This is a genomic window from Vibrio sp. L3-7 (assembly GCF_963898195.1).
GTDB classification, from domain to species: domain Bacteria; phylum Pseudomonadota; class Gammaproteobacteria; order Enterobacterales; family Vibrionaceae; genus Vibrio; species Vibrio echinoideorum.
In genome coordinates, this window is sequence record NZ_CAWQUW010000015.1 from 18390 (window position 1) to 39969 (window position 21580).

25 protein-coding genes are annotated in these 21580 nt (G+C 43.9%); 21 read left to right on the forward strand and 4 right to left on the reverse strand.

Going from position 1 to position 21580, the window contains the following annotated elements:
- Positions 1–9: 9 nt before the first annotated feature.
- Positions 10–1314: a dicarboxylate/amino acid:cation symporter gene (locus AACW75_RS12670; protein WP_017095758.1), complete on the reverse strand. Its 1305-nt coding sequence runs from the start codon at positions 1312–1314 to the stop codon at positions 10–12.
- 545 nt (positions 1315–1859) lie between these two features.
- On the opposite strand from AACW75_RS12670, the gene AACW75_RS12675 reads away from it, so the two are divergent.
- The 7 genes from AACW75_RS12675 (at position 1860) to AACW75_RS12705 (ending at position 9075) form a co-directional block, all read left to right on the forward strand.
- A complete protein-coding gene (locus AACW75_RS12675; protein ID WP_145571743.1) occupies positions 1860–3977 on the forward strand; it encodes a TonB-dependent siderophore receptor in 2118 nt (705 codons plus the stop codon).
- Positions 3978–4155: 178 nt separating this feature from the next.
- Positions 4156–4923 (forward strand): DUF3450 domain-containing protein, encoded by a 768-nt coding sequence (locus tag AACW75_RS12680; RefSeq protein WP_017076003.1) that lies wholly within the window; start codon positions 4156–4158, stop codon positions 4921–4923.
- Positions 4923–6299, forward strand: coding sequence for a MotA/TolQ/ExbB proton channel family protein (locus AACW75_RS12685; protein WP_135458632.1), 1377 nt, complete (start codon positions 4923–4925; stop codon positions 6297–6299). The genes AACW75_RS12680 and AACW75_RS12685 overlap by 1 nt, the downstream gene beginning before the upstream one ends.
- Complete coding sequence (locus AACW75_RS12690) at positions 6299–6859, forward strand: MotA/TolQ/ExbB proton channel family protein (RefSeq protein WP_010429842.1); 561 nt, start codon at positions 6299–6301, stop codon at positions 6857–6859. Before AACW75_RS12685 ends, AACW75_RS12690 begins: the two co-directional genes overlap by 1 nt.
- On the forward strand, positions 6856–7260 hold the full coding sequence (locus AACW75_RS12695) for an ExbD/TolR family protein (RefSeq protein WP_004731145.1): 405 nt from the start codon (positions 6856–6858) through the stop codon (positions 7258–7260). Before AACW75_RS12690 ends, AACW75_RS12695 begins: the two co-directional genes overlap by 4 nt.
- A gap of 19 nt (positions 7261–7279) precedes the next feature.
- Positions 7280–7900 carry an energy transducer TonB gene (locus AACW75_RS12700; protein WP_017093558.1) on the forward strand — a complete coding sequence of 207 codons (621 nt, stop codon included), beginning with the start codon at positions 7280–7282 and terminating at the stop codon, positions 7898–7900.
- Positions 7897–9075, forward strand: coding sequence for a tetratricopeptide repeat protein (locus AACW75_RS12705; RefSeq protein ID WP_145571745.1), 1179 nt, complete (start codon positions 7897–7899; stop codon positions 9073–9075). The genes AACW75_RS12700 and AACW75_RS12705 overlap by 4 nt, the downstream gene beginning before the upstream one ends.
- A gap of 165 nt (positions 9076–9240) precedes the next feature.
- Here AACW75_RS12705 and AACW75_RS12710 read toward each other — a convergent pair whose 3' ends face one another.
- On the reverse strand, positions 9241–9561 hold the full coding sequence (locus tag AACW75_RS12710) for a hypothetical protein (RefSeq protein WP_102454104.1): 321 nt from the start codon (positions 9559–9561) through the stop codon (positions 9241–9243).
- A 417-nt stretch (positions 9562–9978) separates the two neighbouring features.
- Here AACW75_RS12710 and AACW75_RS12715 point away from each other — a divergent pair, with 417 nt between their 5' ends.
- The 9 genes from AACW75_RS12715 (at position 9979) to AACW75_RS12755 (ending at position 16718) form a co-directional block, all read left to right on the forward strand.
- On the forward strand, positions 9979–10608 hold the full coding sequence (locus AACW75_RS12715; protein ID WP_145571747.1) for a PepSY-associated TM helix domain-containing protein: 630 nt from the start codon (positions 9979–9981) through the stop codon (positions 10606–10608).
- Between the two features lie 97 nt (positions 10609–10705).
- The gene (locus AACW75_RS12720) at positions 10706–11224 is read left to right on the forward strand and encodes a DUF2271 domain-containing protein (protein WP_061025159.1); all 519 of its coding nucleotides are present in this window, start codon (positions 10706–10708) and stop codon (positions 11222–11224) included.
- 100 nt (positions 11225–11324) lie between these two features.
- Positions 11325–12161: a DUF4198 domain-containing protein gene (locus AACW75_RS12725; RefSeq protein ID WP_017082149.1), complete on the forward strand. Its 837-nt coding sequence runs from the start codon at positions 11325–11327 to the stop codon at positions 12159–12161.
- A gap of 115 nt (positions 12162–12276) precedes the next feature.
- Positions 12277–12612, forward strand: coding sequence for a hypothetical protein (locus tag AACW75_RS12730; RefSeq protein ID WP_145571751.1), 336 nt, complete (start codon positions 12277–12279; stop codon positions 12610–12612).
- Positions 12609–13202, forward strand: coding sequence for a DUF6162 family protein (locus tag AACW75_RS12735; protein ID WP_145571753.1), 594 nt, complete (start codon positions 12609–12611; stop codon positions 13200–13202). The genes AACW75_RS12730 and AACW75_RS12735 overlap by 4 nt, the downstream gene beginning before the upstream one ends.
- Positions 13203–13247: 45 nt before the next feature.
- Positions 13248–14183: a metal ABC transporter solute-binding protein, Zn/Mn family gene (locus tag AACW75_RS12740; protein ID WP_145571754.1), complete on the forward strand. Its 936-nt coding sequence runs from the start codon at positions 13248–13250 to the stop codon at positions 14181–14183.
- On the forward strand, positions 14183–14917 hold the full coding sequence (locus AACW75_RS12745; RefSeq protein WP_145571756.1) for a metal ABC transporter ATP-binding protein: 735 nt from the start codon (positions 14183–14185) through the stop codon (positions 14915–14917). The genes AACW75_RS12740 and AACW75_RS12745 overlap by 1 nt, the downstream gene beginning before the upstream one ends.
- Positions 14917–15792, forward strand: a complete 876-nt coding sequence (locus tag AACW75_RS12750) for a metal ABC transporter permease (protein WP_004731167.1) — start codon at positions 14917–14919, stop codon at positions 15790–15792. The genes AACW75_RS12745 and AACW75_RS12750 overlap by 1 nt, the downstream gene beginning before the upstream one ends.
- Positions 15793–15794: 2 nt before the next feature.
- Entirely contained in the window at positions 15795–16718 is a 924-nt protein-coding gene (locus tag AACW75_RS12755; RefSeq protein ID WP_145571758.1) for an ABC transporter substrate-binding protein, read from the forward strand.
- A 152-nt stretch (positions 16719–16870) separates the two neighbouring features.
- Here AACW75_RS12755 and AACW75_RS12760 read toward each other — a convergent pair whose 3' ends face one another.
- On the reverse strand, positions 16871–17101 hold the full coding sequence (locus AACW75_RS12760) for a DUF2986 domain-containing protein (RefSeq protein WP_145571759.1): 231 nt from the start codon (positions 17099–17101) through the stop codon (positions 16871–16873).
- Between the two features lie 97 nt (positions 17102–17198).
- On the opposite strand from AACW75_RS12760, the gene AACW75_RS12765 reads away from it, so the two are divergent.
- Both AACW75_RS12765 and AACW75_RS12770 read left to right on the forward strand, forming a co-directional pair.
- A complete protein-coding gene (locus AACW75_RS12765) occupies positions 17199–17708 on the forward strand; it encodes a GNAT family N-acetyltransferase (protein WP_237297839.1) in 510 nt (169 codons plus the stop codon).
- Positions 17709–17710: 2 nt separating this feature from the next.
- The gene (locus tag AACW75_RS12770) at positions 17711–18106 is read left to right on the forward strand and encodes a nitrous oxide-stimulated promoter family protein (RefSeq protein WP_017079273.1); all 396 of its coding nucleotides are present in this window, start codon (positions 17711–17713) and stop codon (positions 18104–18106) included.
- Positions 18107–18236: 130 nt separating this feature from the next.
- Here AACW75_RS12770 and AACW75_RS12775 read toward each other — a convergent pair whose 3' ends face one another.
- Positions 18237–19634 carry an MATE family efflux transporter gene (locus tag AACW75_RS12775; protein ID WP_145571761.1) on the reverse strand — a complete coding sequence of 466 codons (1398 nt, stop codon included), beginning with the start codon at positions 19632–19634 and terminating at the stop codon, positions 18237–18239.
- A 50-nt stretch (positions 19635–19684) separates the two neighbouring features.
- Between AACW75_RS12775 and AACW75_RS12780 the strand changes: the two genes are divergently transcribed.
- The 3 genes from AACW75_RS12780 (at position 19685) to AACW75_RS12790 (ending at position 21567) form a co-directional block, all read left to right on the forward strand.
- Positions 19685–20578, forward strand: coding sequence for a helix-turn-helix transcriptional regulator (locus AACW75_RS12780; protein WP_017079271.1), 894 nt, complete (start codon positions 19685–19687; stop codon positions 20576–20578).
- 129 nt (positions 20579–20707) lie between these two features.
- A complete protein-coding gene (locus tag AACW75_RS12785; RefSeq protein ID WP_228607426.1) occupies positions 20708–21055 on the forward strand; it encodes a winged helix-turn-helix domain-containing protein in 348 nt (115 codons plus the stop codon).
- A 176-nt stretch (positions 21056–21231) separates the two neighbouring features.
- Entirely contained in the window at positions 21232–21567 is a 336-nt protein-coding gene (locus AACW75_RS12790; RefSeq protein ID WP_017079269.1) for a winged helix-turn-helix domain-containing protein, read from the forward strand.
- The last annotated feature ends 13 nt before the right edge of the window (positions 21568–21580 follow it).

The window sequence follows — 21580 nt, forward strand, 5'->3', positions numbered from 1 at the left end:
GAAACTAGATTATGCCTGTTGGCGTGCTAGCTTAACTTCTTCTTCTTTCTCACCAGCTGCTGGGTCATTGAAGCGAGCTTCGTCAAAAGAACCTTCAGACTTAGCCACAATGATAGTTACGGCACTATCACCTGTGATGTTTACAGCGGTACGAATCATATCAAGAAGGCGGTCAACACCCATAATAAGCGCGATACCTTCAAGCGGTAAGCCAACTTGGTTCAATACCATCGCTAGCATAACAAGACCAACACCAGGAACACCTGCAGTACCAACAGACGCCAATGTCGCTGTTAGGATAACCATCAAGTAGTCACCCATCGTAAGGTCAATGTTGTAGGCTTGTGCGATAAACGCCGTTGCAACACCTTGCATGATAGCTGTGCCGTCCATGTTCACTGTTGCACCTAGTGGTACAGTGAAAGAAGCGACTTTGTTATCTACGCCCATACGGTTTTTAGCCGTTTCCATAGTTACTGGAATCGTTGCGTTTGAAGATGCCGTTGAAAATGCGAACATGATGGCATCTTCCATTTTACGTAGGAACGTAATAGGGCTTAAACCTGTGAAACCTTTTAGCATCGCACTGTAAGTAACCAAACCGTGTAGGAGTAGGGTACCTGCAAGTACTAAGAAGTATTCTGCTAGGTTCCAGATTGCGCTTAAACCAAGGCCGGAGAACAGCTTCGCCATCAAGAAGAACACACCATAAGGCGCAAGGTTCATCAGTAGCGCAACAAGCTTCATGATCACTTCGTTCAAGTCAGAGAAAACCGCAGCGATACGCTCGCCAGGTTTACCCGCTGCACTGATTGCAATACCAAACAACACAGCAAATACGATAACTTGCAGCGTTTTGCCCTCAGCCATCGCCTGAATAGGGTTGGTTGGGAACATGTCGATGATTACTTGGCCCAAAGAAGGGGCATCCGCTGATTTGAAAGAGCTCGCAGCAGTAAGATCCGCACCAGCTCCAGGTTGGAACAGGTTACCGATAGTGAGTGCTAGAGTGATAGCAACGGCTGTGGTACCGATATAAAGTGCAAGCGTTTTGCCACCCATACGGCCAAGAGTTGATAAATCTTTAAGAGAGCTCGTACCGCACACTAGTGAAACGAAGACTAGAGGCACAACAAGCATTTTTAAACTGGCGACAAAAATCTGCCCGCCTACTTCAAAGAGTCCATTAACGATGTAGTTGTTAACAAATCCGCTGTCTGCAAAAAGGGATTGAATGGTAAATCCCGTTAATATGCCCACGACCATACCGAGGATAACTCGACCAGTTAGAGACATAGGTTTCTTGGTATTCATTTAGAACACTCCTTATTATTTATAACTTTGATACCTTTTCAAAGTGAGCGGGAGATTAGCAGTCGGTTGATCAAATCGAAAAACAAAAAATGAGTTTGAAATTATAGATGTGATCAGAATCACTGATAATTGTGTAAATTAAACAAATAAAAACAAAATAATTCACCATTTATTTACATTTATCGAGGGTTTTATACATCAATCAGTCGTTTCAAAGGTAGTAAATAAGACAAGACAGTATTTTTATTGATCTTGGTCGCTTAGATTTATCAAGCCAATGACCTTATAGTGAAATGTTGAATTCATGTTTACAGATCTGCACGCTCAATTAACGTATTGAATTGATTGTGTTGAGCTATAGAAAGCGTGCGTTCAGTGGGTTTTACAAACCTTTACGAATGCAAAGAATGTAAATTTAATGCAAATGGTAATAGTTATCACTTATATTCACTCCCGAAATGATTCAGTGGTACCGGAAACGGTTCAACGAGCACATCAAATAACTAAAAAGTGTTCGAATAAAAGAATAAAGCGGAGTAAAGGACATGTTTTCAAAGAGCCCATTGGCCCTAGTGATCGGCGCGGTATTAGCTTCACCAGCAGTATTGGCAGAAACAGTAAAAACAGACGAGCACATGGTTGTTGAAGGTCGTGACTACGGTTACAAAGCCGACACGAACACAACAGCAATGCGCATGGAGGCGACTCAATTAGAGACTCCGGGACAAGTTTCAGTAATCGATGAGCAAATCATCGATGAACAGCGTGCTAGCACGTTAGGTGAAGTTCTTAAAAACGACGCATCTGTTGGTGCTGGTTCTAAGTCAACTAACCGTGAGCGTTTTACTCTTCGTGGTTTTGATTTAGACAGTAGCTCTGGTTACTTACGTGATGGCGTTCAACACTGGTCTCATTACCGTCAACCGGTAGAACTTTTAGAACGCGTTGAAGTATTGAAAGGCCCAGCAGGTCTGCTTTACGGAAAATCAGCACCTGGCGGTCTTGTTAACATGGTTTCTAAGAAGCCAACATACGAAACTCAAGTAAACGTAAGCCAAGATATTGGTTCTGATAGCTACACACGTACTACAGCAGATGTAAGTGGTTCATTGAATGATGACCAAACTTTACGTGCTCGTCTTATTGTTTCACAAGAAAACCAAGACTCTTACCGTACCCGCTTTGATGGCACTGATGTAGAGACTGACCGTTTTGTTGGTGGCTTATTTGTTGATTACGATATTAACGAAGACATCATGCTGTCTGTGCACTACGACCGCACCATTGAAGAGGGCGATTTAGACAACGGTTCTAAAATCGATACTTCTACTGGTAAAGTTATCGACCCTAACACGGTTAATGACCAACGTTTTGCTCAAACGGATAACGACGTTGCAAACTATGGTGCATCTGTAACCGCTAACTTGAACGACGCTTGGTCTGTTAAGACTGGTATCAGCCGTCAGTTCTACGAGCGTCAACGTACAGAATCGAACAACACAGTATATAGCGATAAGAGCGGCGGTTACGGCTACAAGGTATCAGACCGTCACGATGAATGGACGTTTGACACGGCTTACGTAGACTTTACTGGTGACTTTGACGCACTTGGTGTTAATCACCGTCTACTTGTTGGCGTGAATGGCCTACATTACGACTACGAGCGCTTATACGACTCTGGCTACACATGTGTTAACGCAACAGAAGCAGAAGCTGTTGCTGCATGTGGCAACGGTTTTGATATGCCTTCTAACGTTAGCTACAAGAACGACAATGAAGTGTCTCACTCTGAAAGCCAACACTACGGTCTTTACGTTCAAGACTTAGTAACGCTTACTGAACAATGGCAAGTGCTTGGTGGCGTACGTTTCGCTTATGACAAAACGACGAGCAGTTCTAATCAAGAAGAGAGCTACAACAACATTCTTCCTAAGTTTGGCGTGATTTACTCTCCGGCTTCAAACGGTTCAATTTACGCGGTTTACTCTGAAAGCTTCGAACCTGTTGGTGAAATCACAGACCAAGATGATGTGAACTTTGGTCAGTCTCAAGATGCTAAGAAAGGCACTCTTTACGAGTTAGGTTCTAAGTGGGAACTGTTTGATGAGCGTTTGTTTGTATCAGGAGCATTGTTCCAGATTACTCAATCGAACATGCAAGTGACTGAAGATCTAGATCCAGCAAGTAATAACGGCAAAGAGACACGCACAAGCCAAGTTGGTGAACAAGTTCATACTGGTGTAGAACTGTCGGCTACTGGTTACATGACTGAAGCGTTCTCATTGAGTGCATCGACTATGTTCTTGGATGCTGAATATCAAAACGATCCTGCACTTGAAGGCAAAACTCCAGCAGATGTGCCAGAGTTTACAGCTAGCATTTGGTCTACTTACTCGTTCAATAACGGTACTGATGTAAACCTAGGTGTTTACCATGTAGGTGAGCGTTACACTGAAGACGCAAACACATTCAAAAAAGATGCTTACACTCGTGTAGACATGGGTATCGCACATACAATGAAATATGACGAAAACCTAGATTTTGTTGCACGTTTCAACGTAGAGAACTTGTTTGATACAGATTACCTAGAAGGTGGCAGTACAAGCAGCGTAGTTGTTGGCGAAGGCCGTAACTACATGGCGACTTTACAGGTAAAATACTAATTTGTTAGTAGGGTATTATTGCTAGCCTAAATATTAAGGGGAAGGTTTCGACTTTCCCCTTTCGTGATTCTGCTATTTAATAAAAATATCCCTAGTAATGCGAGTGACTTTTAATGATAATGAGACTGCTTATCAATAAAACTCATTTGACCTTCTTCTATAGTAAATGACTACAATTATGAATCTTTTAAAAACTAGCCTAGCACTTGCCATCAGTTTGGTTGCAACGTCTTCGATGGCAAACAGCTTGGATCAAGCTCAATCAATTCAAAATAAGACCAATAACGCGTCGGCTTCGAGCCAAAAGGTTATTGATAAAAGCTCACAAGCGACCTTAATGTTGCAAGCTGAGATTGAGCGTCTGCAAGAAGAAGTAAAAAACCTAGAAATCTATCACGATCACCTTGCTGCGTTGGTTGAGAGTCAAAACAGAGAAGCTCAGAGCATTGAAGGGCAGATCGATGAAATCAAGTACACACGCCAAGGTGTTGTTCCTTTGATGTATCAGATGATTGATGGTCTTCAACAGTTAATAGAGCAAGACATTCCGATTAAAAAAGAGCAACGCCTAGAGAGAGTTGAAAAGCTTCAAGCTATGATGACTCGCGCTGACGTAAGTGATGCTGAAAAATACCGTCGTATTCTAGAGGCATACCAAATCGAGATGGACTACGGCATTAAGCTAGGTGTTTATCAAGGTCGCGTAGCATTGACGAGCGAAAAAACGATTGAGGCTGATGTACTGCACCTAGGTCGCATCTCTTTAGTCGCTCGCAATCTAAATGGCAACCAATACTGGTCTTGGGATCAAACAGAAGATCAATGGCAAGAGCTTGATTCTTCAATGAAATCTGAACTGGATAAAGCCTACGATATTGCTGGTCAACAAGCGGCGCCAAGCTTGATTACTTTACCTGTTTCTCTAACTGTTGCGGAGGTTAAGTAATGAACTTAAAACCGTTGGCCGCATTACTTTGCATTACATCTATTTCATTCTCTGCTTTCTCTGCATCAGACACGACTGCTCAATTAGTTAATAAAGCAAAATCAGAGAGTCGAACTCAAGCCTCTCACAATGTGGTTCGAGAAGCGGATTTCAAAAAGACAGAACAAGAGCTCAAAGCGATCAAAGTGCAGCTTGAAGAGAAACGCACCTCAATCCAAAGCGCTACAGACGTTCTGACTCAAACGTTCAGCGACAACGAAAACAAACTTGCTCGTTTAGAAGAGAAACTGCGTTTAGAAACGGGTAGTCTCGGTGAGTTGTTTGGCGTCGTTCGCCAAAACGCAAAAGAGCTAGGTGCAGAGCTTAGTTCTACAGTGAACAGTGTTGATCGCGCTGAACATACTGCAACCGTTGAGCAAATCATTGATGCTAAATCATTGCCATCAATGCCACAGCTATCTGGCTTGTGGATGAGTATGGTTGAGCAAATTCAAGCGAGTTCGGAGCTTAGTAAATCTCAAATTGCGTTCATCAATGGTGAAGGCAACACACAAAAGGCTAATGCTTATCGCCTAGGTTCAATCGGCCTAGTGACTGACCAAGGCTATGTTAGCTGGAACACCCAGCGCGAGGATGCAATCGCGTATCTGAAACAGCCATCAAATGGTCCAACATTTGCGTCGCTTTCCGCACTTGCGAATGGTGACGTATCTAATATCGTTGTCGATCCTTCTCGTGGATTCATGCTAGAACAATTGGCTTTGGAACCAAGCCTAACTGATCGTCTTCAAGCTGGTGGTGTAGTAGGCAAAGTGATTCTTGGCTTGTTGGCAATTGGTTTAATCATCGCATTGGTTCGTGGTATTTCTTTAGCTATCGCTCGTCAGAAAATTCGCGCACAACTGAAGAACCCTGAACAAGCGGGCGACAACCCTCTGGGTCGCGTTCTTGCAGTTTACAACAAAGAGCAAAACCAAACGGTTGAAGCACTAGAGTTACGCCTTTTAGAAGCCGTCGTTGATGAACAGACTCACTTAGAGAAAGGTTTATCGATGCTGAAACTTCTAGCTGCACTCGCTCCTATGCTTGGTTTGTTGGGCACCGTAACCGGAATGATCGAAACATTCCAAGTGATCACACAGTTTGGTAATGGTGACCCTAAAGTCATGGCTGGTGGTATTTCTATGGCGCTTGTAACAACCGTACTTGGTCTTGTTGCTGCAATGCCACTACTACTGGCACACAACATTCTCAGCACTCAGTCAGAAAATATTCGCAATATTCTTGAGAAGCAGGGTATTGGCCTTGTTGCTGAGCAGGCAGAAAAGACAGTTGAATCAAAAGCTGTTGTTTCACCAGTTGGGACTGCTGCGTAATGGATATTTTGTCGGGTTCTCTATTACCAGCGAGTTGGTTAACGAGTGACTGGCTGCTGTCTTTATCAAGCTTTATGGAGCAGGGCGGTTTCGTCCTGTGGTGGCTAGCCGCTGTTGTCCTAGTGTATTGGGTGCTTGTGGTAGAACGCGTGCTTTATCTTGCGTTCTATTTTCCAAAGCAACGCCAAGCTTGGATTGCAAAGTGGCATGAAAGAGAAGATCACTCTTCTTGGCATGCCAAAGCCATTCGTGAAGGTTGGTTAGGCCAAGCGAGTATCTTACTTAACCAAAACTTGAATTTTATTAAGCTGTTAGTCGCTATTTGTCCGATGTTGGGCTTGTTAGGTACCGTTACCGGTATGATCTCTGTTTTTGATGTCATGGCGACTCAAGGAAGCAGTGACCCTAAATTGATGGCTTCAGGTATCTCGTTGGCAACACTGCCAACCATGGCAGGTATGGTTGCTGCATTAGCGGGCATGTTTGTTCACGCTCGTTTAGCGAAAGTGTGTAACCGCTTAGAATTGAAATTAGAAAAATCTTTAAGGAGTCAACGATGAGACTCGGTCGACGTCATTCTAAAAACGAAGAGGCTCAAATAGACCTTACTTCGATGCTTGATATTGTATTTATCATGCTTATTTTCTTTATTGTGACCAGTTCATTTGTTCGTGAATCAGGGGTTGAAGTCAATCGACCACAAGCGTCTAACGTAGTAAGCCAAAAGGATGCGGGCATCTTTGTTGCGATCACTTCAGCGAATGACATCTTCATCGATAAACGTGTTGTTGATGTTGAACGTGTCCAAGCAACGTTAGAACACTTGTTGCTAGAACAACCTGATGCTTCTTTGGTTATTCAAGCGGATGAACACGCTTACAACGGTACGGTTGTTAAAGTGATGGACGCTGCTAAAGGTGCGGGTGTTAAAAACATTGCGCTTGCTGCTGAAAAGCGATGATCTTGGAGGATCTTCATAAATGATTCGACTATTTCTTGCTTTACCGCTAGCGGGCGCATTGGGCTTAGCTCTGTTTTCTTTTATGGCTTGGATGGTCGATAATGGCCACCAACGTTCACCAGATAATAGTGAGACGTTAAGTTTCAACATGGTGATGGTGGAACAAGAACAAGAAGTCCAAAGAAGACAGCGTGCAGTCCCTGAAAAACCAGAAATGCCAGAGCCGCCACCGGAAGCGAAAACGTCTCAGTCACAAGCTGAAGTTACGCCTCTGAATTCGATGTCTTCACTGCCGTCATTGGATTTGAATACATCGGTTGATGGCTTAGCGATTAACGCGCCGACATTTTCGGATTTTGGGTCAAACCAACAGGCAATGCCTCTGTATCGAGTAGAACCTCGTTACCCAGCAAAAGCGCTGAAGCGTGGCGCTGAAGGCCATGTCATTATGTCTTTTACTATCGATGAGACGGGGCGCCCAGTTGATATTCAAGTCACTGACGCAAACCCACGTCGTATGTTTGAACGTGAAGCGATGAGAGCACTTAAAAAATGGAAATATCAACCGAAAGTCGTCGATGGAAAAGCGATAGCTCAGGTTGGTCAAACCGTGAAACTAGAGTTTAAGTTGGCAAAATGATGAAACAGATATGGATATTAGTGGGCTTGTTGTTAATGCCCCTTACAACACAAGCAAAAGAGCTAACTCAATATACTGCCATTCGTGTTCAAAAGGCGCATAAGCTTGCTCAAGATGAACAGGTTAAACAGGCGATTGACGTACTTGCAGGCTTGGAGCTTTCGAAAGGCTACGACAAAGCGTACGTAGCTCGTATGCTGGGTGTGTTTTACTGGCAAGATGGCAAAACCGACACGGCAATCAAGCAGCTTACTTATGCGGTCGACAGCAATTTGCTGGTGGATGAGCAAGCTTGGATAACGAAGCGCATGCTGGCTGATTTGTTGTTGAACGATCAGCAGTTTAAAAACGCGCTTCCGCACTATTACGAGTTAGTGAAAACAGCGCCAGAAAAAGAAAAGAAAGACACGCTTTGGATGCGAATTGCACAAGCTGAATACCAAATTGAAAACTGGTCGAAAGTCCTAGTGGCCATCGGTAATCGAGATAAATTCAATTCAAAAGCAGAGTTGTCGCCTCTATCGCTAAAATTGGGCGCACAGCTTCAGCTAAAACAGTGGAAGCAGTCTATTCCGACACTGGAAAGCCTTATTGAACTTCAACCAGAAAAAGACAACTGGTGGCGTCAACTAGTGGGTATTCAACTAAGGTTAGAACGTAACCGAGATGCATTAAATACGTTGGCGCTGGCCGATATACAAGGCGTTGAGCTTAAAAATTCGGATCGCCGTTTATTAGCACAGCTTTATGCCAAACGAGGTATTCCAGAGCGAGCTGCTGAAGAAATAAGTAAGTTAGATGACGCGAACAGCGATGTTCAACTTCTGGCGGAGCAAGCAACTTACTGGCAGCTAGCTAAAGAGTGGGACAATGCCATTGAAGTGTGGACGTTAGCCTCTAAAAAGGACACTCAATACCACTGGAATGTGGCACAGCTATTGGTTCAGCAAGGTTACTACGACCGAGCGTTGGTTGTTTTAGACAAAGTGAAAGACAAAAACAAACAAGCCGACGTTGCTTTAGCGAAAGTGCGTTCATGGTACAAGCTTAAGAACTTAGATAACGCCCTTGCTCAAGCCAAGCGTGCGAACAGCATTGAGCCCTCTTCTGAGGCGAAAGGTTGGATCAAATACCTGACTCAGCTTAGAACGGTAAGTGATAACGGAAACGTCTAACCGCTAATAGCAAACAGAAGACAAGAAACAGCACATTAGAAACAAGAAAAGCAAAAGGGTGTCATTTGATCGTTCAAATGACACCCTTTTTATATATTGAATAAAATTGAGCCTTAGTGCTTCATTAGGCCTTGGTGTTTGATCGAGGTATGAGCAAAGGCAAAGTTAAGGGCTACACATCTCGCCACTGTGCGATCCCGCGATGATCATTCCGTTTTGGTCAGCAACCCAGTTGATAGTGCAGTCACGATAGGGGTTTTTGAAAGCATGTTGTGTTTCGCCATTCTCGAGTGGGGTTTGAGTTTCTACCCAAGCAAACGTGCGCGACTCCCAAAATGAAACAGCTTGAGAGTGAGGCGTTAAATACAACTTTTGGGCGTCGGCAATATTGGAGCCGATATAACTCTCGATATGTTCGTCAGTGCCGATAATCTGGCTAGTACAAGCCGTTACCAACATGGTAAAAGCTAAAATAATAATACGCATTTCAAAATCCTTTTAAACATGTATCGCCATGCTCGTTTTATAGACAATAAGCTTAAACTACTCTTGAACAGATCGTGATGTTAATGATCTTGATAGTGATCTCAGTTCTAAATACTTCCAGTTTTCCTTTCTTAAATGCACGGTGTATCCACCTATTGCTTTCTATCGATGATCTTTGGGTTGAATCACATTGACGTTTGTCCCCTTGATTGACGTTTGAAACTGTTATTACCGCCAGCTCTAAACGTTAACAAGATTTACATGTTAACAGAGTAGATAAGCAGTTCGATTACTTCCCTTGTAATGTTATGTAAATTTGCTTACGCCGCTCGGCAAACGTAAACAATGTAAATTGAATGCCAATACGAATGATTATCAACTAAATTGACGCCATAAAATTTATAGGTATTGGTTTGTATGTCATTAAAAAGTAGGGCGGTTCAATCATGGGCTCGTCGACTTCATGTTTATATTTCAATGGCGCTTCTGTTCGTTGTTCTTTTCTTCTCAGTGACAGGTATCACCCTTAATCGACCTGAGTTATTTGAATCAACCCAACCCAAGATCCAACGGTCTACGTTAACGCTTCCTACAAGTTTATTTTCAATCCAAGACGGGCGATTAAAAGCCGACGAAACGGCCTTTGAAACATTTCTGTTTGAAGAAGCCAACCTATCTGGCGTTCCTTCAGGTTTAGACATCTACGCCGAGATTGAAGGCGGTGAGTTGCTGATCGGTGAAGTGTCTATGGACTTCAAAGGACCAGGCTACAACGCCTCTGTGTTCGTTGACGTGGCGTCTGAAATGCTGGAAGTCGAAACCACCAATTACGGCGTTATCGCACTTTTGAACGATCTACACAAAGGCCGTAACAGCGGTGAAGTTTGGAAGTGGTTCATCGATATCACAGCGCTACTGATGATCTTCTTTGTACTTACAGGCGTGTGCTTACTGTTACCTAAGAAAAAAACACTGAATACCTCCATTAAATGGACGGTATTTGGCTCTGCAATCTCGCTTGCTATCTATTTTGTCGCCGTACCTTAACCCTTAATTAGCTTGATCAATCAGGTTGATGAGTCAGCTTGGTGAATCAACTTGAAGAACGGATGAAAGGTTAAACGGATTTAAAAGGTTGTTAAACATGAAAAAAATGAACTGGAGCAAGGCGCTTCTTGCTTTATCTCTTTTGCCAAGCCTAGGTATGGCACAAGCGATCCCTGATACGGCAAAACTTGATGTGAACTTTAAGCTTCCAAAGATTGATACCTCTATGTACGCGCGTCCTTATGTGGCGGTGTGGGTAGAGAACAGCGAACGAAAGTCAGTGAAAACCATTGAGCTTTGGGTCGGTAAAGATGAATGGCTTAAAGACTTACGTAGCTGGTGGAGAAAAGTTGGGCGTTACGATCGTGAATTGGTTGATGCAGTAACTTCTGCAACGCGTCCTGCTGGCCAGTACCGTTTCGTTTGGGATGGTAAGAGCGATGATGGCCAAACTCTAGAGCAAGGCGAATACACGGTTCATATCGAGGTTGTGCGCGAACACGGCGGCCGTAATTACCTTCGTCAAAAAGTATCGCTAACAGATTCAAACGCTTCTTATGAGTTAAAGGCGACAGAAGAGACGGGTGAAATCACTCTGAACTACATCGCTAAATAGTAAGTGCGAATAGCAAAAGCAAACTGAACAGAATAGACAGTCGTCATCGTAGGCTCAGATAGAGCGACACGGCTAACAATTATAAATAATGGAATTGAACATCATGAAACAGACAAAAATTAAGGCACTTGCACTAGCGGGTGTTATGGCGTTCGGCCTAGCGGTTACGACAACAGCACAAGCTCACCCACGCTGGATTTTGCCATCACACTTTACCGTATCGAAAGAAGGCGGTGATTGGCTAACGTTCGATGTGACTGCGTCTCACGGTACGTTTGTTTTTGATAAGCCTGCAGGCAGTGAAAATGCACATGTCATCATGCCTGATGGCCGTAGCGAACGTCCTAACTTTGTTGTTCGCGGCAAACGTCGTTCAATCTTTGATTTCTACTTTGAAGAAGAAGGCACGCACAAAGTGGCGATTAACAATGAGCCTTCTTACTACACGCAATACAAAGCGGGTCGTCGTGACACAGTGAAATGGGTCAAAGCAAACAAAGCGGAACGTGATTCAGTTCTTCCAGAAAAATCGCGTGACGTGGTAACACAAATTAGTTTCACCCGTGCGGAAAGCTACATCACAGTGGGTAAGCCATCGGATTCAGTATTTAAGATTGAAGGCAAGCTACTTGAAATGAAGCCAGTCACGCATCCTTCAGACATCATTGAAGGTGAACCTGTGACATTCCAATTCTTCTACAACGGTGAAATTCAAAAAGACGTGAAAGCGGAAATCACTCGTGAAGGCACGCTTTACCGCAACCACCAAGAACAGATTGATGTAGTGAGTGATGAGAACGGCGAAATCACGTTCACTCCAGACGTGGCTGGTCGCTACGTAATGAAAGCGAACTACAAAGGTGAGTTGATTGACAACCCACTGGCAGACAAAGCAAGCGCGAACGTTCACCTAACGTTCGAAGCACTGCTTCAATAATTGTGATATCGGGGCTAGATCCCTGATTAAACGACCAAAAAACTTAAGGGCTCATTTGAGCCCTTTATCGCTCAGTTTACTTCTGAGAATTTGCACTGTGGCTAGGGTACGAACCATGACAATAAAAACAAAACTAAAATCGATAATCAATCCATGCTTGGCTTTGGGACTTGGTTTCGCTGCATTACCTGCGCAAGCACACTTTCCCCTGATGAGTTGCTGGTTTGAAGGCAAAACCGTTGCTTGCGAAGCGGGCTATTCAGACGGTAGTAAAGCGATTGATTACGCGGTTGAGATGTACGACTACGAAGATAATTTGATTGCAAAAGAGATGACGGATAAGCGCTCTATCGTTGAGTTTCCAAACCCTGACACTGAGTTCTACCTTGTGTTTGATTCTGGCCACGAGTTTCCTGTTGAAGTAGACGTTGTTGAGATCAGCGAGAAATGATGATTCAAGGTGTACGTGCTGACACGGGCGGCAGAGAAGGTAAATGGGTAGGGCTGATCATTGTGTTCATTCTGAGCTTTGCTACGGTTGCTATCCCATTTCATCAAGCAGAATCGCATATCAAAGCGGTACTTGATCATCAAATCTTAGTGACCGATGTCGAGCAAGAAAACTTGGCGATGTTATCAGAGCTACGTTTAGCGCTTGAAGAGATTCGTGACCTGCGTATGGACTCAGACGGCGAATGGCCAAGTGTTGCGTCACTTAAAGATGAATGGGTCGCGCCATTTGTAGAAGACCAGAGTTGGAAGCGCAAAGGTTCTCATACTTGGTTATTGGACGAGCGTGGTTATTACTTTTCTACGCCAAGCGAATATGCGACACCAAGTGAACAAGCTACGCCAACCGAACACGGCTTCGCTGACTCCTTTATTTTGAACGCCAACAGTGTCTCTCCTGAAATCTGGATTTTCTTTGGTGGCGTAGCAAGTCAACCGACTAATTTTGATGAGAACACACTGGAATCTGATGGCTGGAAAATGGTCGTCAATGAATCAGAAGTTGACCTGCATGATGCTTCTTCTCATTAAACAATCCGGCTTATAAAAATGCTCACTAATAATAAGAGAATTACTATGCGAATTATGACTCTATTGATGTCGTTATTGGCGGTGTTAATGACACCCAATGCATTGGCAAAAGAATATAAGATCGACAGCGACAAGCTAACGATTGGTATAACCCTTCAGCCTTACTACAGCTATGTAAAAGCGGTGGTGGGTGACAAAGTGAACATTCTTCCATTAGTTGATGCTGGGTTTAATCCGCATAACTACTTACCACAACCGAATGATTTGAAGCGATTGAGCCAAATGGATGCAATCGTGGTAAACGGTATTGGTCACGATGACTTCGCGCTTAAAGTGATTTCAGCCGCGCAACGTGATGACTTAGTGGTTATCGAAGCAAACAAAGAAGTGCCTCTACTTCCCGCATTAGGCCAGTCTGTTGGCCAAGGCGCGGTGAATCCACACACGTTTGTTGGCCTTTCTACAACGATCCAAAAGGTCTACACCATCGCGAGTGAAGTCTCTAAGCTCGACCCTGACAACGCGGCGTTTTATCGCAAAAACGCGCGTAAGTACGCCAAGCAATTTCGCTTTATGAAGCGTGATGCGATGTTGTCATTAGGTGAACTCGATACTTCAGGCATGAAAGTGGCGACCACGCACAATGCTTATGGGTACATTCTGCAAGAGTTTGGTGTAGATGTAGCGGCGGTGATTGAGCCAGCACACGGTGTTGAGCCAAGTGCGAGCCAGCTACAAGATACGATCGAAAAGATCCGCGCTTCGGGCATTGATGTTCTGTTCTATGAGCTCAACATGCCAAATCGTTTTGTTGACACCATTGAAGCGGAAACAGGTGTTCAGCTTTACCGTTTTTCTCACATGACGCACGGCGAATATGAAGACGACAAAGTCGAAATTGAGATGAAGAAGAACCTCGAGACGTTAATTGAAGCCATGAAATTTGCGGCGGCTAACCAAGCTAAGCGCGGGAACGCATAATGCTAGGTCCATCGATTTCAATCAATCAACTCGGTCTGCAATACGACAACAACGTCATACTTGACGATATCTCATTAGAACTTAAAGCGGGTCAGTGCCATGTGATCATGGGGCCAAACGGCGGTGGCAAAACCTCTTTGCTGCGCTCGGTTCTTGGTTTGACGCCTTTCTCTGGGCAAATCAATATTCATTGGCCAGAAAAGCCAAGTATTGGTTATGTTCCTCAAAAAGCGACCTTCGAATCGAGCTTACCTCTGACGGTCATGGATTTCGTGTTGCTTAACCAAACGCGAATCCCTCTGTTTTGGCGTCGAAAATCTAAGCAATTGGATCTTGCACTCGCACAGTTAGATCGCGTGGGTATGGCGACTCGTAGCGATCGCCGTATGGGGCAGTTATCGGGTGGTGAACAGCAACGTGTATTGTTTGCTCAAGCTCTACTGGATAACCCAAGTTTGTTGGTGCTGGACGAACCGACAACAGGTATGGACGAGCAGGGCGTTCGTTATCTTGAATCGTTAATTCGTGAATGCGTTGATGAAGGCCGCACGATTCTTGCCGTTCACCACGATGTAACCGCAGTGCGTCGTCTTGACGCCAATGTACATGTTGTGAATCGATTCTTGGTTGATAGTGGTCCACATGAACAGGTACTACATCCAAGTAAGATCGAGAGTCTATTCCAGCACTACAGCAGTGGCGCAGCTATTGTTAAATCGAAGGAGGTTGCGTAATGGATTGGTTACGACAACTTGCCATAAGTGGCGTTGAAGCGGGTTGGTTATCAGACAGCTTCATGTACGCATTCATGGTGAATGCCTTGGTTGCGGCGCTATTACTCGGCCCGTTATTAGGTGGCCTTGGTACTTTGGTGATTGCAAAGCGTCTGGCTTTCTTCTCTGAAGCGGTAGGTCACGCCGCATTAACCGGCATCGCTATCGGTGTTTTGCTTGGTGAGCCACCAGAAAACCCAATTATTGGTCTGTTCAGTTTCTGTATGATCTTTGCTTTGCTTCTTCACTTTGTAAGAAACAGAACCAATGTGCCATACGATACTTTAGTCGGCGTTTTCCTTGCGCTCGCTTTAGCGGTCGGCGCGGCATTACTGATGTACGTGGCACGTAAGATCAACATCCACATGCTTGAGAACGTGCTGTTTGGTTCGATTCTCACGGTAACAGATCAAGACTTAGCGATTCTCGCAGGCAGCTGCGCACTCATCATTTTGCTCTTGATACCGACGTTCAACCGTATTCTTCTCACTTGTATTAGCCCTGATATTGCCAAGGTTCGTGGCTATAACACCAGCTTTTATGATTACTTGTTTGTCATGATGATCACCTTAGTGACGATTGCAGCAGTGAAGATCGTGGGGGCGGTTCTTGTTGGGGCATTACTGCTCATCCCAGGCGCGACGGCTCGACTGTTGACAAAACGCATGGGCAGCTTTGTTTTGCTTTCTGCGTTGTTGGCAACCATCGCGTGTTTGGTCGGAACGGTATTACCGATGGAGCTTAAATTGCCAGTGCCATCAGGCGCTTCAATCATCATCGTTTCTGCAACGTTTTTCCTAGCGGCAACGCTATACCGAATTATAAGAAAGGCATAATCATGACTTCTTTAATGAATCGTATCTCAATCTCCGTAAAAGCAGCGGCTCAAGTGAGTGCACTTAGTAGTCTGTTGTTGGTTGGCTCATTGGTGTCTCTCAATGTTAATGCTGAAGATATCCTCACCAGTACGCCGGTGACCTACGCGTTAGCGACAGAGCTAACCAAAGGCACAGACATTACGACTGAATACCTACCACCAAAACGCTACGGCATTGATCGCTTGCCTAATTGGTTTGGCACTAAGGGCGCAAGTAAGGTGCTTAAGTCAGGTGAAAAGGCGACTGTTGCACTAACGCTGTCATCTATCTGGCAAGCTGATCCTACATTTGTATACGCAAGACAAGGCAACATCCGTTTGGTTGAGGTTGATGCTGCTCAAGCGATTACACCGCGTGCGCAAGGTGTCGCTGCGCTGACGTTATCAAATGGTGAAGTGTCTAAATACGCGTGGTTAAACCCAACCAATCTAACGCGTATGGCGGCAATTGTGGCTGATGACTTTAAGTTGTTGTGGCCGGCGCAAGCTGAGACCATTGATAGCAACCTACAACGCGTGATGCTTGATGTTCGTGAACTGATTAACAAGCAACAAGCGGTGTTATTGGATAATGACGTAGATTCAGTATTGTTGCTTTCAGAAAGCTTGGAAGATTTTGCTTCTGGTAGCCAACTGTTTGTTGAAGAGCGCATGTTCAAAGCAGAACTTGAATGGACAGATCAAGACAAAGCGAAACTCAAAGCCATGTTTTCAGAAGACGATGCACTCTGGTTAGTCACAGCGAAAAAGCCTACAACTTTGATTAAGTCACTGGTGCCTAATGAGCGAATTCTTGTTGTTGATTCCGTAGACCGTTGGGGAAGAGCAGGGATTAATGCAAAAGCGCCATTTGCTCGCTGGGAAGTTGAGCCTTTCAAAGGTTAAGTGGCTAAAATAAGTTAGCTAATAAACCGCTCGTTCAAAAAACACGATCAAAAAAGCAGCCCAAATAGAGGCTGCTTTTTTTGTTCTTGTCCGTTGGCTCTAGTCTGAGTTTTGGGTCAGAGTGCTGGGCAAGAGTACTGCGAGTTTAAAACTTACTCTGCAGCTTTTGTCTCTTTAGTTTCGATACTAGCTTCTTCCGATTCAACAGAAGCTTCAACTGTGCCTTCAGCTTGCTCTTGAGCGGCTTTCGCTTGCTCTTCAGCTTCCATTTTTGCGCGATCAGCTTTCGAAATATAGCGAGGCTTGTTGCTACCATGCAGTTTAGACGTCGCCTGTTTCTGTCTTTTCTTTAGAATTTGATTGATTTTTTTCTTACGGTTCATTGCTGCATAGCCTTGTATTTAGTTTATGCGGTGGAGGATAATCATTTTAGATCTAGAACTCAATATTTACATGCTATCCAGCAAGGAAAATATCACTATGCAGGCAGTCGAAACCGCACGCTTACGATTAAGAATGATCGCACCTCAAGATGCGGCGTTTATTCAGCGATTATATAGCTCAGAAGATTTCTTACGTTACATCGGAGACAAGGAAATTACAGATACTGGCAAGGCTGTTGAATACATCGAAAACAACATTCTTAAGATGTATAGAGAGAAGGGTGTGTGTTTACTGATGGTTGAGATTAAAGAGTCTTCAACGCCAATCGGTGTCTGTGGTTTGATTAAAAGAGACACACTAGAGGCGCATGATATTGGTTTTGTACCTGCAGTATATGGCCAAGGTTATGCAAAGGAAGCGGCACAAGCGATAATTGAACAAGCTCAACATAATGCTGATATCGATCATTTAGTTGCCATCACAACCTCTGATAACATTCGAAGTATCGCACTACTGACTAAGTTAGGTTTTGTGTTTGAGCGAGTTGAAGAGGCGATCAATGAAAGCGTCAATCTCAACCTGTACGGTCTATCACTGAGTAATTAATCATGTTTCAACATAACAACATCCTGCAAGGCGAACTCGCAACCGAGTACAAAACTGTTATTGCTATGGTGCACATCTATTGTAAAGATCATCACGGTGCTGTTCGTTTGGACAACGCGCTATGTGAAGAGTGCGAGCAACTATTGCGTTATGCCGAAACACGACTTGATCGCTGTCCTTATGGCGAGGCGAAGCCAACCTGCAATAAGTGTCCAATTCATTGCTATAAGCCTGATCCTAAAGAGCAGATGCGTTTAGTGATGCGATATGCTGGGCCAAGAATGCTACTCAAGCATCCGATTTTAGCGATACGACATTTGATACATGAGAAGCGGAAAGTGCCAGAGAAGCCATTGCCGAATGTGTCGAACCGCCATATCCGAATGAATAAGAAGTAACACATTGTTTACTGTGTGAAAGTATGTGTAATGTGAAAGTAATCGAAGCAAAAAAGGTCTGATTACTCAGACCTTTTTGATGTAGATACACTTCTATCTAAGCTTGAATGCAGCTAGGTAGACCGGTAACTTATGCCGCTTGAGGCTCGTCGTAGGTCACTGTAAGGTTGTTGATCCAGCGTCGGCTCAAATATCGGTGCGAACATATAGCTAACTTCACCACTTCTTCTACCAACATCAAACCATAGATGTATTTGAAATCCCATCCAGCGACAAACGCACCATAAACACATACTGGAATACCCACCATCCACATCGCGATGAAATCCATTCGCAGGCAAAAAGCGTTATCACCACCAGCACGAATAATACCGTTAATGATCACCATGTTGAGCATACGAATGACTACCGCAAAACACATAATAGTCATTGCAGGTGCAGCGAGTGGGTACAATGCATCGGTAGAAAGGTTTAGCCATGATAGAATATGTTCTTTACCCATAAACAGTAGCAACCCAACGACCGCGCCAAAACCAACGACGGCTTTAATGAATGTTAGACCCATGCTCATCGCGTCATCAAATTCATCACGGCCTAATGAATGCCCTAACAAAACAGAACACGCCACTGATATACCAAAGAAGATCGAGTAACACAGCGATTCAAATGGTGCGAGCATCGAAAACACCGCAAGCTCAGTCGTGCCCATGTGACCGAAAATCATTTGATATGCCATGGTACCCATTGCCCACAACACAGCATTCATCGTCAACGGCAAAGCAATGCGACGGTAAGACAACCACAATGACGGGCGATGTGGTGAACTCGGCGTCGTTAATAGCCAATGTTTACGCATACGCATGTAGCTATACATTAAGCCCACTTGAATCAATCGCGCTAAGGTTGTTGCCAATGCCGCACCTGCTACGCCCATTGCTGGAATGCCGAAAGCACCTTTAATAAGAATGAAGTTGAGCGCTATGTTGAGTGCGATGGTAACGCCGCCTAATAATAGCGGAGTTACGGTGTCACCTGACGAGCGCATGCTTGCTTCTACCACGACAACAATGTGAGTCAGAAGTAGAACAGGGAAGCCATACCATAGGTAAGTCGCGCCAAGTTCAATCACGGTTTGATCGCTGGTTTGCAACATCATTAAAAACTGAGAACCAAGAGTGATGATTGCAGTAACAGGCAACAGAACTTTTAAGCCAAATATCATCGCAATCGAGGATACTGTTCGTGCGCTTTTTCGGTCATTCTTTCCCCAGTATTGAGCGACTAATGTACCGTTTGCTGAGGCCAACCCTGCCATAATCATAATAGCAACGAAGTGCCATTTTGACGCAATTCCCACAGCTGCAGCTGCTTCCATACCATAATCACTGACCATTAATACGTCAGCAAGGGCAAGAATAGCGACAAGCGCACTTTGCAAAGCAACAGGTAAACCAAGTTTAACGATACGAGGTAAGATGCTCTCTGGCTTGTTATTCATAGATGAGTTAGGGTTGATGTTAGTTGTCATAAGCTCTCCGATTTATGGCAGAACTATAGTGTTTTGAGCGAAGTAACAACATGTTTAAAAAACAACAAAACCTGTGTGAATCCGTCATTGAATCAATGAAGCCAAAATCCACTTGGCACGATGACGTTTTTCTTGCCGAACAGTGCAAAGAACGTTTTTTGACCGTTGAAGATATCCCAGAGATGAAAAGCTTTGGTGTCTATATGGGCGGTATGGCAAAGCTATACGATGGTTATTGGGTTGAGCGAGAATCCGTCAATGTTCATACGTTGATTTTTACTCAAGAAGGGGGTGGAATTCTAACCACTTCAACCTCGGTACAAGCGATTACGCCTTATACGCTGGTGGTTCTTCCTGCCGAAACCCCATTTCGTTTTGAACTCGATCCTCAATATAATTATTGGAAAATGGCGTGGATGCTGACGCCTGATACGCAGCAATGGCAGCACATAGCAAGTTTAGGTCAGGGGATAGTGCCGTTCGGAGAGTGTGAGCAGATCTGGTCATTAATGAACTTGGTTTACTTTGAGATAGGCGGTAGAGCCAGTTACCGTAAGTTGCTTTTGAGTGAAATCATCCGAACGTTGACGGGGTTTGAACCCAAATCGACCAGCACCACCGCACGTGTTCAAGCGCTCTATAACGAGATTGAAAGCAGTCTGCACCAGCCATGGACAGTGGCAGGGATGGCCGAAAGGGTATTCATCAGTGAAGAGCAGCTAAATAGAGTCACCAAGACGCTATTCAACCTCTCACCACGCAGTAAATTGATTCAATTACGCATGGATAAAGCCACCAGTTTGCTGAAATATCAAGACTGGTCAGTCTCTATGATTGCTAATCGGTTGGGCTACAAAGATCCTTATAACTTTTCACATCGTTTCAAAAAACATTTTGGTTTGTCACCCAGCCAATATCGAAAAAGCCATCGACTTCTTGGTTAGCCTTGCTTATTTCCTCGATCAATTACGCAAGATCAAGCTTTGCAGTAATATTACTGTATTGAGCTATCTATCAATTTAGTATTTTTGCTCTATTCGATAGTATTGGAAATATCTCAGAGACGACTGCTTATGCAACACGAGGAATTAATGCACCAAGTTATCAGTGAGACGGATGATTTAGCTCTTCCGTCGAAGCTCATTTTAAACAATAAAGAGTTTCAATCAGGTACTAAAATCGTACGCAAGCAGGGTTGTGGTTCAATAATAGGAACGCTTTCTGAGCCACATCGTAAAGTACTTTTCTATCTTTACCTGAACAGAGGCCAAGTGGTGAGCAAGCAAATTTTGAAGCGTGTAGGCTGGGCAGGTAAAGCGGTGACATCTGCATCTGTGTTGGTTGCCATTTACGAGATAAGGAGGATTCTTGACTGCCGTTGTATACAAACCGTTTCCAACGAAGGATATGTCATGGAGTAATAAATAATCTTCTATTGATATCCTGTTAATATATTAATAATAAAAATTTAATCTCTTTACCGTACGAGTTCCATTGATTATCGTCAATTCTGAAACGTCCACTTATAAGCGACGTTATATGAATATGAATGAATCTGACTTTGTCGCTGGCTATATAGTAAGGGAATGATATAAAAATGGACTCTTATCCTGCAATAGAAACGAACCACTCTGAAAACAACGTAGTACTTGAACTAAACGGTAAAATTGTTGAACTCAACACCAAACTCATTCGCAATGTTGAAAATGGTTACGTACTGGCTACCATGCCTTTAGCGTACCGAAAGATCATTTTATTTATGAATCGACATCGAGGTGAATTGTTCAGTGTTGGCCAATTAAAGAAGATTGGCTGGGAAAGTGAGAAAGTGACCAACTCATCTGTGATTGTTGCGATATCTGAAATAAGATCATTATTCGGAGACGGATTAATCATCACGATTACTGGTGAAGGTTACGTATTCCAACCTTAACCTTATGAAATAA

What these genes read in the sequence shown, in the direction of transcription:
- AACW75_RS12670 (WP_017095758.1), bottom strand. Translation starts at nt 1,314, where the DNA reads ATGAATACCAAGAAACCTATGTCTCTAACTGGTCGAGTTATCCTCGGT.
- AACW75_RS12675 (WP_145571743.1), top strand. Translation starts at nt 1,860, where the DNA reads ATGTTTTCAAAGAGCCCATTGGCCCTAGTGATCGGCGCGGTATTAGCT.
- AACW75_RS12680 (WP_017076003.1), top strand. Translation starts at nt 4,156, where the DNA reads ATGAATCTTTTAAAAACTAGCCTAGCACTTGCCATCAGTTTGGTTGCA.
- AACW75_RS12685 (WP_135458632.1), top strand. Translation starts at nt 4,923, where the DNA reads ATGAACTTAAAACCGTTGGCCGCATTACTTTGCATTACATCTATTTCA.
- AACW75_RS12690 (WP_010429842.1), top strand. Translation starts at nt 6,299, where the DNA reads ATGGATATTTTGTCGGGTTCTCTATTACCAGCGAGTTGGTTAACGAGT.
- AACW75_RS12695 (WP_004731145.1), top strand. Translation starts at nt 6,856, where the DNA reads ATGAGACTCGGTCGACGTCATTCTAAAAACGAAGAGGCTCAAATAGAC.
- AACW75_RS12700 (WP_017093558.1), top strand. Translation starts at nt 7,280, where the DNA reads ATGATTCGACTATTTCTTGCTTTACCGCTAGCGGGCGCATTGGGCTTA.
- AACW75_RS12705 (WP_145571745.1), top strand. Translation starts at nt 7,897, where the DNA reads ATGATGAAACAGATATGGATATTAGTGGGCTTGTTGTTAATGCCCCTT.
- AACW75_RS12710 (WP_102454104.1), bottom strand. Translation starts at nt 9,561, where the DNA reads ATGCGTATTATTATTTTAGCTTTTACCATGTTGGTAACGGCTTGTACT.
- AACW75_RS12715 (WP_145571747.1), top strand. Translation starts at nt 9,979, where the DNA reads ATGTCATTAAAAAGTAGGGCGGTTCAATCATGGGCTCGTCGACTTCAT.
- AACW75_RS12720 (WP_061025159.1), top strand. Translation starts at nt 10,706, where the DNA reads ATGAAAAAAATGAACTGGAGCAAGGCGCTTCTTGCTTTATCTCTTTTG.
- AACW75_RS12730 (WP_145571751.1), top strand. Translation starts at nt 12,277, where the DNA reads ATGACAATAAAAACAAAACTAAAATCGATAATCAATCCATGCTTGGCT.
- AACW75_RS12735 (WP_145571753.1), top strand. Translation starts at nt 12,609, where the DNA reads ATGATGATTCAAGGTGTACGTGCTGACACGGGCGGCAGAGAAGGTAAA.
- AACW75_RS12740 (WP_145571754.1), top strand. Translation starts at nt 13,248, where the DNA reads ATGCGAATTATGACTCTATTGATGTCGTTATTGGCGGTGTTAATGACA.
- AACW75_RS12745 (WP_145571756.1), top strand. Translation starts at nt 14,183, where the DNA reads ATGCTAGGTCCATCGATTTCAATCAATCAACTCGGTCTGCAATACGAC.
- AACW75_RS12750 (WP_004731167.1), top strand. Translation starts at nt 14,917, where the DNA reads ATGGATTGGTTACGACAACTTGCCATAAGTGGCGTTGAAGCGGGTTGG.
- AACW75_RS12755 (WP_145571758.1), top strand. Translation starts at nt 15,795, where the DNA reads ATGACTTCTTTAATGAATCGTATCTCAATCTCCGTAAAAGCAGCGGCT.
- AACW75_RS12760 (WP_145571759.1), bottom strand. Translation starts at nt 17,101, where the DNA reads ATGAACCGTAAGAAAAAAATCAATCAAATTCTAAAGAAAAGACAGAAA.
- AACW75_RS12765 (WP_237297839.1), top strand. Translation starts at nt 17,199, where the DNA reads ATGCAGGCAGTCGAAACCGCACGCTTACGATTAAGAATGATCGCACCT.
- AACW75_RS12770 (WP_017079273.1), top strand. Translation starts at nt 17,711, where the DNA reads ATGTTTCAACATAACAACATCCTGCAAGGCGAACTCGCAACCGAGTAC.
- AACW75_RS12775 (WP_145571761.1), bottom strand. Translation starts at nt 19,634, where the DNA reads ATGACAACTAACATCAACCCTAACTCATCTATGAATAACAAGCCAGAG.
- AACW75_RS12780 (WP_017079271.1), top strand. Translation starts at nt 19,685, where the DNA reads ATGTTTAAAAAACAACAAAACCTGTGTGAATCCGTCATTGAATCAATG.
- AACW75_RS12785 (WP_228607426.1), top strand. Translation starts at nt 20,708, where the DNA reads ATGCAACACGAGGAATTAATGCACCAAGTTATCAGTGAGACGGATGAT.
- AACW75_RS12790 (WP_017079269.1), top strand. Translation starts at nt 21,232, where the DNA reads ATGGACTCTTATCCTGCAATAGAAACGAACCACTCTGAAAACAACGTA.